We start from the raw sequence: 11,856 nt of genomic DNA on the forward strand, positions 1-11,856 counted from the left end.
GTGCTCTTTGGCCATGAATGAGAGGTGAATGTTCCGTGCCGGCGATGAAAAATTCAACAACTTCTGGGGCGGGCAGCCTGTACGTGGTGGCCACACCGATCGGGAATCTGGGTGATATCACTCAACGAGCAATCGAGGTCTTATCAAATGCTGATTTGATTGCGGCTGAAGATACTCGTCACAGCTCAAGATTATGCCAGCACTTCTCCATCAATACGCCTTTGCGGGCCTATCACGATTACACGGATCAAGCACAAACAGAGGCGATGTTAGACCTGCTGAATGGCGGTAAAAATATCGCGTTAATCAGTGATGCTGGAACGCCGCTAATTTCAGACCCAGGATATCGGCTAGTAAAAATTGCTAGAGACGCGGGTATAAAAGTCGTGCCGGTTCCGGGGGCTTGTGCAATGGCGGCAGCACTAAGTGTGGCGGGCTTGCCGTCGGATAAGTTTTGCTTTGAAGGCTTTTTGCCCGCAAAAGCTGGGCAGCGCTTGAATGCTTTGCAAGTGCTGTTGGACGAAGAGCGAACTATGATTTTTTATGAGGCGCCGCATCGTATTATTGATAGTTTGACGGCGATGTCAGAAGTATTTGGTGCGGACCGCGAGTTAGTGCTTGCGAGGGAGTTAACCAAAACTTTTGAAACTCTGATTTCTGGCGCTGCAACAGAGGTGCTGGCCGCCGTTGAAGCGGACCATAATCAGCGCAAAGGTGAGATGGTTATTTTGGTGAAAGGTTGTGAGGCATCGGCAAAGCAGCTAGATGCAAATGTTGAACACATGATGCGCTGTCTGTTAGCGCAGTTGCCGGTAAAACAGGCGGCGCAAATAGGTGCTGAGATAACAGGCCTTCGTAAAAAAGAACTTTATCAGTGGGCATTAGATAACAAGGACGATTAAGCTTTAATTCTCTTTATTACAAATATAAAAAAGCCCCGCAGTGCGGGGCTTTTTCTTTGTAGCTTTTAAGTGCTTAGCTTAGAAACGCAAGGTACCTTGTACTGCTACAGAGCGAGGACGGTCGAAGAAGGCGTAGTATGCTGCACCAGCACCACCGGTTAAGGTAGTCGATAGTGGAGCTACGTTACCAAAGGTCACAACGTCTTCGTCAGTTAGGTTCTTACCGATTAGAGCTACTTCCCACTGGCCGTCTGCGGCGCCAAAGCCTACGCGTAGGTTAACTTTGGTGTAAGCTTCTTGAACCAAGTTTTGATCTAGAGTTGGAGAGGCGAAGTACTCGTCGCTGTAGATCAAATCTAGGGTTGAATGCAATTCGAAATCTTCACCGATTGGCATTACGTGATCCAGGCTCAAGGTACCTTGTAGCTCAGGAGTGAACTCACGACGCTGACCAGAGAAGTCACACAGGCCTGGGTTGCTTGCACTGTTTGGCGTTACACCGAAAGCACACTGCCCATTCGGGAACTTGTCGTATTCGAAGTCTAGGTACGCAGCAGAACCGGTTAGGGTTAGGCCTTCAGATAGCAACCAGCGGCCATCCATTTCGATACCTTGGCTGGTTGCTTCACCGGCGTTGGTTACGTTAAAGCCTAAAGTACCATCAAACTGAGAAGTCTGAAGATCTTCGTATTCAGTGCGGAATAGAGCCACATTCAATTCAGCGGCGCCGTCGGCAAGAGTAAACTTACCACCAAGCTCGATGCTAGTAGCCTTCTCTTCTTCGTATTCGAATACGCCAGTCTTACCTGGGTTCAGGACAGGGCCGCCAGCAGTTACTACAGTTACACCGTACGCTGGATCTGGGTGGGCGTTTGAGCGAACGTCAAAACCGCCACCTTTAAAGCCAGTGGTAAAGGTTGCATAAAGCATAGCGTCGGCATTTACATCCCACTGAGCTGTCACTAGAGGAGTAAATGCGCCTTCGTCACGGCTATCACGTAGGGTGTCGTAAGGCTCGATAGCAAATGCCGAAAATAGAGTGTTTAGCAGTAAATCGTTAGAGCCAACATCTTGACCAGCGCTGTTGACATGGTATTGACGACGATCAGCTTCTTTATCTTCGGATGTGTATCGAGCACCGACGTTTAGGCGAAACTCGTCATTGATGTTCCAAGTTGCCTGAGCGAATACAGACCAAAGATCAGATTCTTGGTTGAAGGTACGCTGAGTGGCGATGTTAGCAAAGTTGGGATTTAAAGCACGCAACAAGCTATCACCTGGGACAGTAATAGAATCGTTAAAAGCTAGATCGGTAGACTGCCAAAACGCACCAGCGATCCAGTCAACAGTTTCGCCACCTGGAGAAGTAAAACGGATCTCTTGGCTCACCTGGTCAAAGTCTTCGCCAGATTGTGCGGTAAAGATGCTAGCACCAATAAAGTCACAGTCACAATCTTCTGAGTACTCATAAGCATTGTAGCCAGTGATGGCGTTTACGGTGATGTCACCAATGGCGTACTCGATATTCAGAGTCAGGTTTTCGGTTTCGTTATCACTGCTGTCGCCGTTTGATTGGCGGTTAAAGTCTTGAGTGGCATCCAGCACGTAGCTGCCATTGCCTACAGCGGCGCTCGTGGCTGATACAGCAGCTGAGTATGGCACAGCACCAACTTCATTCACCAATTCTAAGAATCGGCCTTTAACATCAAAACTGCTCTTTTCAGCTTTTAGGTTAACGGTTAGGTCATCAGAGGCGTCCCAGCGAAGAGAGCCGCGTACAACACTCACATCCTCATCGGATTCGTCACGATTTAAGGTGGTGTTGGTGTAATAACCATCGATTTGACGATCCAAGATAGCTAAGCGGCCGCTTAGGGTGTCAGTTAATGGGCCAGAAAGAACCAGCTTAACATCACGTTCACCGTGATCTGGTTCGTACAATGCTGTTACCGAGCCCTCGAAATCATCAGTTGGCTTGGCAGTTGTCATAGAAACTGCACCTGCAATCGAGTTCTTACCGAATAGGATCGACTGAGGGCCGCGTAGAATTTCTACACGCTCCATATCAAACATAGGTGCACGGGTTAGCTGTGCACGGCCGTAGTAGATGCCATCTACATACTGGCCTACAGACTGTTCGAAGCCTTGGTTGATACCAGAACTGATACCGCGAATACCAATAATAGTACCGATACCAGTTTGGTTGAATGTTAGGTTGGGAACGTAAGCAGTCATATCCTCAAGGGTATTGATGCCGGCCTCGTTCATTTTTTCACCCGCTACCGCGTTAACGGAAATGGGTACATCCATCAAGCTCTGCTCACGCTTTTGGGCGGTAACTACCACTTCTTCAAGGGCAAGTTGTGCGAGAGAGGGCATGGCTGAAGCGGCTGCTATTGCGCCGATGGCAACACTTAGAGTGCGTTGTCTAATAGATTTCATCAGTCGATCTCCTGTGATGAGCGGGTATTTGCTGCTCAGACTTATATAGGTTGTCTGTTACAGCTACTATTTATAGTAGTTTTTACAGTGTTGTGCCTAAGCTTTTGTTTTTGTTGTTATATGTCGATCGTTCACGACTTTTAGGCATCGCGAACCATATACTATTTAGGCTGAATAGCCAACAGGGTTGGCCAATTTGTCCACCAATGACACCGATTTAGAATCTTTTTGTCAATTGCATAAACGAACTCTATTATTGTGTGGGCTTTCTGGCTTGTAAACGATAAAAATGTAAAGATCATAAAGCTTGCAAGTGGTGTATTGAATCGCTATTGTTGCCCCTGTCAAAGGTGGCTGGGCAGTCGCTCTTCTTATATAAGGAGGGAGGAAAGTCCGGGCTCCAAAGGGTAGAGTGCCAGGTAACGCCTGGGGGGCGAAAGCCTACGGAAAGTGCAGCAGAAAGGAAACCGCCTAAGCCGTTCGCGGCCGGTAAGGTTGAAAAGGTGCGGTAAGAGCGCACCGCGCAGCTGGTAACAGTCTGTGGCGATGGTAAACCCCACTCGGAGCAAGACCAAATAGGAATCCTATAGGCGTGACCCGCGCTGGATTCGGGTAGGTCGCTTGAGGTGTTTGGTGACAAGCATCCCAGATGAATGACTGTTCACGACAGAACCCGGCTTATAGGCCGCCTTTGACTTATTTTCCCTTCGCCAATCTTGGCATTATTTTGGAATTCATTGAGCTCTTCTTTCAAACTTAAAGTATTACTTTAAGTTTGCGCTTTAGCGTGTTGTTTTTTCTTGATTTTTGATGTTTTCAGTTGCAGGGAAACCTCCAGTTCTTAACAAGTTTCTCGAAGATCGCTGCAATATCCCTGATTTTAAACGCTTTTTACCTTGACTTTGCCTAGTTCAGATTTATAGTGTAGCTATGTGGAAAAAAGTGGAGATTTGTGTTTTTTCTAGATTCCGGGTGGAGTTTGGTGGAGCAAATGTCCCAAAACGAGCAAACGGTAGCACTCAGTGTATCAAGGTGGTCACGCAATCAATATGGACGCGAAGGGGCGTCTGGCGATTCCAACAAGTCTTCGCGGCTCGTTGGTAGAGGCCTGTGCGGGACGATTAGTGATCACCGCAAATACTGAAGAGCGCTGTCTGTTGGTTTATCCAGAGCCGCAGTGGCTGCAAATTCTTCCTCAGATTGAAAATCTTCCTAGCTTTAACAAGGTTTCCGCTCGCGCTAAGCGCTTGCTGATCGGTTATGCCACAGCTGTGGAAATGGATCCTGCTAATGGTCGTATCTCTATTCCGGGGCCATTACGTAAATACGCCAATTTAGAGAAAGAGTTAATGCTGGTAGGGCAGGGGAAAAAATTTGAATTGTGGAGCGAGGCTGGTTGGTCAGCTCTATTGGATGAGGCGGTTGATGATGAGATTCCGCCTGAAATGCAAACGCTTTCGCTGTAGGTGCTGAGCTAATGAGTAATTCACCACATTACAGTGTTCTGCTAGATGAAGCGGTCAACCATCTATTGATTGATAAAGATGGTTTTTATATTGACGGTACTTTTGGTCGCGGTGGCCACAGTGCATTGGTACTCAACTCCTTAGGGCAGAATGGTCATTTGATGGCCATCGATAAAGATCCTGATGCGATTGCAGTAGCACATGAAAAGTTTGCCGAAGAAAAACGATTTGAAATTGCGCATGGTTCATTTGCGCAAATGCAAGAATTTGTCGCAGAGCGCGGCAAGACAGGGTTGGTTGACGGCATATTGTTAGATTTGGGGGTGTCGTCGCCACAGCTGGATGAAGCCGAACGGGGGTTTAGTTTCATGCAGGATGGTCCGCTGGATATGCGCATGAATAGTAGTGCGGGTATGACAGCGGCCGATTGGGTGAATTCTGCTGAGGAGACAGAAATTGCCCGAGTATTAAAGGGGTATGGAGAAGAGCGCTTCGCTAAGCGAATCGCCCGCGCCATTGTAGAGTCCAGACAAGCCAAGACCATTACTCGGACTCTGCAATTGGCGCGCATCGTTGCTGATGCAAATCCAGCTTGGGAGAAGGGTAAAAATCCAGCTACTCGAGCGTTTCAAGGCATACGTATTCATATCAATAATGAATTGGCGGACCTTGAAGCGGTGCTTGACCAGAGTTTGAGCATTCTCAAGCCAGGTGGGCGCTTGGTGGTTATTAGTTTCCACTCCTTAGAAGACCGTTTAGTTAAACGTTTTATTCGGCGTCAGGAAAAGGGGCAGGAGTTGCCGCCTGGCTTGCCAGTTACTGAAGATCAATTAGATAAAACAATGCGTAGCGTTGGCAAGGCTATGAAAGCCGATGCCGGTGAGCTGGCAGAAAATATTCGCTCACGCAGCGCTGTGATGCGCGTGGCAGAAAAGCTTTAAAGGCAGGGAATTGAGGTGGCAGAATCGGGGGAATTTCAGTGGCGTTGGCCGTTGATCATGGCGTTGCTATGGTTGCTGGTGATGCTATCTGCTATCGCAGTCGTCGATAGTACCCATAAAAGCCGCATTAAGTTGAATCAGCTCGAGCTTGCTAAGCGTATGACCAATGGTTATCAGGTCGCTTGGGGGCAGTATCTGCTCGAGCAAAGTACTTTGGCCAGTTATAACCGAGTTGAAACAACAGCTAAAAAACAATTGAAAATGAAAGCACCAGCTGCCAATGAGCTGGTCATTATTAAATAACAAAACAGCACGATTGAGATAGCGGTGAATAAAAAAGTCACAACATCAAAGCGCAAGCAGGCGCCCGCCAAGGGTAAGGGCCTGGCTATAGCGATGTTGGCAAAATGGCGTTTTCACTTCACCGTTGCCGTTATTGCGCTATTGCTACTTGCATTGATGTGGCACTTGGCGTTCCTACAGGTGGTTCCGGGTAATGAGCGCGGCTATGAGTTTTTGCAAGGTCAAGGTAATGCACGGACTATTCGACATGAAACGATTAATGCTTATCGCGGCTTAATTACCGATCGCAATGGTGAGCCTTTGGCAGTGAGCTCGCCGGTAACTTCGGTGTGGGCAAATCCTAAGCTTTTCAAAAACGATGATGGCCAATTGCGTGCGGTGGCTAAAGCTTTAGGCCTGAAGCAGTCAGAGTTGGCTGCAAAATTTGATCGATTTGCCAATAAAGAATTTATGTATCTAAAGCGTCACTTGCCGCCACATAAAGCTGAAGCTGTTATGGCCTTGGGTGTTGATGGGGTTTACGCAACGACTGAGTATCAACGTTTTTACCCTGCGGCAGAAGTAGCTTCTCACTTAGTTGGCTTTGTTGATGTTGAAGGTAAGGGGCAGGAAGGTTTGGAGTTGGCCTATGATCATTGGCTTAAGGGTGAGGCGGGCGCTAAACGTGTTATTAAGGATTTAAAAGGGCGCGTTATTAAAGATGCAGGTTTGATTCGAGCTGCTCTGTCCGGGAAGGATGTACGTTTAAGTATTGATTTGCGTTTGCAATATATGGCGCATCGCGAACTGAAAACCGCCTTAAAAGCTTACAAGGCAAAATCGGGCTCTGTGGTTATTTTGGACGTGGCAAGCTCTGAAGTTTTGGCTATGGTCAATCAGCCATCGTACAACCCCAATAATCGCAGCAAGATTAAGGCTAAGCAGTTACGTAATAGAGCGCTGACCGATCAATATGAGCCTGGTTCGACCATGAAGCCTTTAACCATTCTGGCGGCATTGGAAACGGGTAAGTTTTCAAAAGATACGGTGGTTGATACCAACCCTGGCTATGTTCGAGTACCAGGAAAAACCTTTGTCGATCCAGTTAATTACGGTGAAATAAATCTAGAGCGAATTCTCACCAAATCAAGTCAGGTTGGAATTGTTAAGTTGGCCTTGCAAATGGAGCCTGAAACCATACGGGATATATATCAGCGCTTCGGCCTGGGTGCGGTCACGGGAACAGGTTTTCCTGGTGAGCGTACAGGAACTTTACCGAATCGACCTAAATGGCATGTTACCGAGCATGCCAATTTTTCTTTTGGTTATGGCATGAGTTTAACCGCCGCGCAGCTAGCTCAAGCTTACAATGTTATCGCCAATGACGGGACTTTCCGTCCTGTATCGATTTTGCATCATCAAGAGGGTGTCGAAAGTCATCAGGTTGCTGATCCCGCTTTGGTAAAGCAGGTGCGTAAAATGTTGAGTACAGTGCCAGAAAAAGAAGGCACTGGTAAGCTCGCCCAAATTACCGATTACCCAGTTGCTGGAAAAACGGGAACCGTTCACAAGCTAGGCTCAAAAGGTTACGCCGAAAATCGCTATATGTCTTTGTTTGCCGGTATGGCTCCTGCGGATGCGCCGGAGATTGTGGCCGTGGTCATGATTAATGAGCCGGGTACTCAGGCTTACTCAGGCGGTAAGGTGGCAGCCCCTGTTTTTTCTCGGGTTGCGGAATCTGCGCTACGTTTATTGCGTGTTCCTCCAAGAGTGAGCGATAGCTCGCAAGTCGCTATGGTTGGGGGTATGCAATGAGTACTTCCAATTACTGCAGTTTGCAGCATTTGTTGTCGGGCTTAGATATTGATGCTGCTGAGCACAAAGATTTGCATTTATCTGGCTTGCAACAGGACAGCCGAAAAGTAAGAAAAGGCAATTGTTTTATCGCTGTGACGGGTTTGGAAACCGATGGTCGTCGCTTTATCGATAAGGCCATTAAAGCTGGAGCAGTCGCTGTACTGCAAGAAGCGGATGGCGAGGATCATGGCGCAATTTCTAGTCGCCAGGGTGTGCCTGTTGTTTCGATAAAAGCTCTGCTTCACAAAATGAGTCGAATTGCTGCGAACTTTTATGCCGAACCCAGTACAGCTTTATCGGTTGTTGGTTTTACGGGAACTAATGGTAAGACCAGTTGCACTCAGCTTTTTGCACAGTTGCAGGCATTGTTGGGTCAGCGTGCTGCGATGCTTGGGACTATGGGTTATGGCGAAGTTGATCGCAAGGCTAAAATGACTTTGCAAGACACGGGTATGACCACCCCTGATGCTATTCGAGCCCAAGCGATTTTGGCAGAGCTGCGTGAGGCGGGAATGCAGTCAGTCGCTATGGAGGTTTCATCACACAGCTTGATGCAGGGGCGTGTTGCTGCTGTAGATTTTGATATTGCGGTGTTTACCAATCTCAGTCGCGATCATCTTGATTATCACGGCAGCATGGCAGCTTACGCTAAAGCCAAAGCGAAGTTGTTTACTTTCAAGGGTTTGTCAGCCGCGGTATTAAACCTTGATGATGAATACGGTGAAATTTTTGCGCATGTATTAAAAGCATCTGGTCTAAAAACGCTAACTTATAGCTGTACCAATCAATTTGCCGACATTTATTGTGAGTCGGCCGAATATCACTCCGAAGGTATGACATTAAGGCTCATTAGTCCTTGGGGTAGAGTTGAATTACAAACTCAGTTACTGGGTGGCTTTAATGTGAGCAACCTATTGGCGGTGATGGCTGCTGCAATTGCTAAGGGTTATAGCTGGGAAAGTTTGTGTGAGCTATTGCCTGAGTTGTGTGCTGTTAAAGGTCGTTTAGAAACTTTTAATCATGCCGGCATTACTGTAGTCGTAGATTACGCTCACACCCCAGATGCTCTTGAGAAAGCCCTGTTGGGAGTTCGTCAGCATTGTAGTGGTCGACTGCAGTGTGTATTTGGGTGCGGTGGTGATCGAGATAGAGGCAAGCGCCCACAAATGGGAGCTATTGCTGCTCGATTGGCTGATTCTATTTGGGTGACCAGTGATAACCCACGCAATGAAGACCCTCGGCGAATTCTTGATGATATTCAGGCGGGCATCGATGCCTCAGCAATCGAGTCGCAAATGGTTATTGATCGAAAGTCTGCCATCGAGCAGGCCATCGCTAGTGCCGTTGATGGTGATTGCGTCCTTATTGCAGGCAAGGGGCATGAAGATTATCAAATCGTTAAGGGCGAAAAGCTTTGGTTTGATGACCGGGTCATTGCCGAGAAATTTCTGCAAGAAAAACAGTTTCAGCAAGGAGGGGTACAGTAATGTTTCCTCTTGGCTTACAAAAGATAGCGGCTGCTTTGGCCTTGGATATTGATAGTGAAATTTCAATTGAAGGCTTGAGCACAGATAGCCGTAAAGTGTCCGCCGGAGATATTTTTGTTGCCCTTAAGGGTGAGAATTTCGATGGTCATCAATTTTTGGAAAAAGCTCAGGCGCAAGGCGCCATTGCAGCCATAGTTGAGGAGCAGCAGGCTGCTATTGAGATTCCCCAGCTAGTGGTTCCGGATTGCTATGCTGCCTTGGCGTCAATTGCGCAAATGTTTCGTCAGTCTTTTCGCGGTCCGGTAGTTGGTATTACTGGCAGTAGCGGAAAGACCACTGTCAAACAAATGTTGGCTAACATCTTTTCATTGCTCGGGCCAACTTTGGCAACCAAAGGTAATCTGAATAACCATATCGGAGTGCCTTTAACGCTATTTGATTTGCAGGCCGACACTGAGTATGCAGTTATTGAAATGGGTGCAAGCGGCCCTGGTGAAATTGCTTATCTCAGCTCAATTGCTAAGCCCACTGTTGTGATGGTGAACAATGTTATGGCAGCGCATCTAGAGGGCTTTGGTAGTCTGGATGGTGTGGCAATGGCCAAAGGTGAAATTTACCAAGGCTTGGCTGAGTCTGCTAAAGCGATCATTAATGAAGATTGTGAATACGCCGATCGCTGGGCAGGTGGTTTAGCAGAGTCACAGGTCGTTCGTTACAGTACTGATTCTGTGCAGGCCGATATCTACGCGAGCAATATCGAATTGTTAACCGATGCTTGTTATGCCTTTGATTTAACAACTCCCATTGCAACACAAAGAGTGCAGCTGGCAATGCCTGGCCGTCACAATGTTGCCAATGCTTTGGCGGCAGCAAGCTGTGCCTATGCTTGCTCTGTGTCGCTGGAAACTATCGTGCAAGGTTTGTCTTCGGCGAAAAATGCTGCGGGCAGAATGCAGCGCTTTGAGCATTCTACGGGCGCTCAAATTATTGATGATAGCTATAACGCCAATCCAGGATCAGTTCAGGCCGCAATCGATATGCTAGCCGATCAGGAAGGGAGAACGATTTTGGTTTTGGGTGATATGGGCGAGTTGGGGCCTGAAGAGAAAAAACTTCATAGAAAGGTTGGTCAGTATGCACAGGATAAGGCTATCTCAGCTTTGTTCTGTGTTGGCGATTTGTCAAAGCATGCTGCTAGCAAATGTAGTGCCGGAAAGCACTTTCAAGATAAGCGCAGTTTGATTGAAGAATTAAAATCAGAATTATCGAGCTCTTGCACAGTGCTTGTTAAAGGTTCGCGTAGTGCGGCAATGGAAGAGGTTGTACAGGCTCTGATGTCTGCTGCCGAAAATAATAAATCCCCGGGGGTGTCATGTTAGTTTGGTTGGCTGAGTACCTGCAGCAATATGTGAGTGGCTTCGCTGTTATTCAGTATCTAACGATGCGGGCAATCTTAGGGGTGATGACAGCCTTAGGATTATCCTTGTGGTTAGGTCCTTGGATGATTCGCCGTTTAAACAGCCTGCAAATTGGGCAAGCTGTGCGTGATGATGGTCCTGAATCCCACCTAAGCAAAAGTGGTACCCCAACAATGGGTGGCACTTTAATTTTGGCCAGCATCTTTATTTCAGCGCTGCTTTGGTCGGATTTAAGCAATCGTTATGTATGGGTCGTTTTGGCTGTAACGGCCATTTTTGGCGCCGTTGGCTGGGTCGATGATTATCGCAAGGTGGTGGAGAATAATTCTCGTGGCTTGCCTGCTCGCTGGAAATATTTCTGGCAGTCAATCGGTGGCTTGGGGGCTGCATATTTTTTGTATAGCACTGCAATCAGCCCTGTTGAAACACAATTGATTTTTCCGTTTTTCAAACATGCTGTATTGGATCTCGGTATCTTCTACATAGTGCTGACCTACTTTGTGGTAGTCGGCTCTAGTAACGCGGTTAACTTAACTGATGGTCTTGATGGCTTGGCCATTATGCCAACGGTCATGGTGGGCGGCGCACTGGGGGTTATCGCCTATTTGGCCGGTAACGCGAATTTCGCCGAGTATCTGAATATACCTTATGTTGAAGGTGCCGGTGAGCTGGTAGTTTTTTGTGCTGCATTGGGAGGCGCCGGCTTGGGCTTCTTATGGTTTAACACTTATCCAGCGCAAGTATTTATGGGTGATGTTGGCGCTCTAGCACTTGGTGCGGCGCTGGGCATAATCGCGGTTATCGTAAGGCACGAGATCGTCTTCTTCATTATGGGAGGCGTATTCGTGATGGAAACTGTCTCTGTAATTTTGCAAGTGGGCTCCTACAAATTGACAGGGCGCCGGATCTTCAGAATGGCGCCCTTGCATCACCACTTTGAATTAAAGGGCTGGCCAGAGCCAAGGGTTATTGTGCGCTTTTGGATTATTACGGTGATGCTGGTGATGTTTGGTTTGGCGACATTAAAGCTGCGCTAGATTTAGAACAGCACAAAACAAAAG

The 11,856-nt window shown here is 47.5% G+C and carries 9 protein-coding genes and 1 other RNA gene; 9 read left to right on the forward strand and 1 reads right to left on the reverse strand.

Going from position 1 to position 11,856, the window contains the following annotated elements; translation table 11 throughout:
• Positions 1-44 precede the first annotated feature (44 nt).
• Complete coding sequence (gene rsmI / locus Q1A08_RS08260) at positions 45-902, forward strand: 16S rRNA (cytidine(1402)-2'-O)-methyltransferase (RefSeq protein WP_299771728.1); 858 nt, start codon at positions 45-47, stop codon at positions 900-902.
• A gap of 78 nt (positions 903-980) precedes the next feature.
• Here rsmI and Q1A08_RS08265 read toward each other — a convergent pair whose 3' ends face one another.
• Positions 981-3,344 carry a TonB-dependent receptor gene (locus Q1A08_RS08265; RefSeq protein WP_299771730.1) on the reverse strand — a complete coding sequence of 788 codons (2,364 nt, stop codon included), beginning with the start codon at positions 3,342-3,344 and terminating at the stop codon, positions 981-983.
• A 346-nt stretch (positions 3,345-3,690) separates the two neighbouring features.
• On the opposite strand from Q1A08_RS08265, the gene rnpB reads away from it, so the two are divergent.
• The 8 genes from rnpB (at position 3,691) to mraY (ending at position 11,832) form a co-directional block, all read left to right on the forward strand.
• Positions 3,691-4,041: RNase P RNA component class A (gene rnpB, locus Q1A08_RS08270), an RNA gene on the forward strand.
• A gap of 325 nt (positions 4,042-4,366) precedes the next feature.
• Positions 4,367-4,810, forward strand: a complete 444-nt coding sequence (mraZ, locus tag Q1A08_RS08275) for a division/cell wall cluster transcriptional repressor MraZ (RefSeq protein ID WP_299771732.1) — start codon at positions 4,367-4,369, stop codon at positions 4,808-4,810.
• Positions 4,811-4,821: 11 nt separating this feature from the next.
• Positions 4,822-5,751: a 16S rRNA (cytosine(1402)-N(4))-methyltransferase RsmH gene (gene rsmH / locus Q1A08_RS08280; RefSeq protein WP_299771734.1), complete on the forward strand. Its 930-nt coding sequence runs from the start codon at positions 4,822-4,824 to the stop codon at positions 5,749-5,751.
• A gap of 15 nt (positions 5,752-5,766) precedes the next feature.
• Positions 5,767-6,054 (forward strand): cell division protein FtsL, encoded by a 288-nt coding sequence (gene ftsL / locus Q1A08_RS08285; protein ID WP_299771736.1) that lies wholly within the window; start codon positions 5,767-5,769, stop codon positions 6,052-6,054.
• A 24-nt stretch (positions 6,055-6,078) separates the two neighbouring features.
• On the forward strand, positions 6,079-7,848 hold the full coding sequence (locus tag Q1A08_RS08290; protein WP_299771738.1) for a penicillin-binding protein 2: 1,770 nt from the start codon (positions 6,079-6,081) through the stop codon (positions 7,846-7,848).
• On the forward strand, positions 7,845-9,377 hold the full coding sequence (locus Q1A08_RS08295; protein ID WP_299771739.1) for a UDP-N-acetylmuramoyl-L-alanyl-D-glutamate--2,6-diaminopimelate ligase: 1,533 nt from the start codon (positions 7,845-7,847) through the stop codon (positions 9,375-9,377). Before Q1A08_RS08290 ends, Q1A08_RS08295 begins: the two co-directional genes overlap by 4 nt.
• Positions 9,377-10,756: a UDP-N-acetylmuramoyl-tripeptide--D-alanyl-D-alanine ligase gene (gene murF / locus Q1A08_RS08300; protein ID WP_299771741.1), complete on the forward strand. Its 1,380-nt coding sequence runs from the start codon at positions 9,377-9,379 to the stop codon at positions 10,754-10,756. The genes Q1A08_RS08295 and murF overlap by 1 nt, the downstream gene beginning before the upstream one ends.
• Positions 10,750-11,832 (forward strand): phospho-N-acetylmuramoyl-pentapeptide-transferase, encoded by a 1,083-nt coding sequence (gene mraY / locus Q1A08_RS08305; protein ID WP_299771743.1) that lies wholly within the window; start codon positions 10,750-10,752, stop codon positions 11,830-11,832. Before murF ends, mraY begins: the two co-directional genes overlap by 7 nt.
• The last annotated feature ends 24 nt before the right edge of the window (positions 11,833-11,856 follow it).

This window comes from uncultured Pseudoteredinibacter sp. (assembly GCF_947500695.1).
Lineage (GTDB): Bacteria > Pseudomonadota > Gammaproteobacteria > Pseudomonadales > Cellvibrionaceae > Pseudoteredinibacter.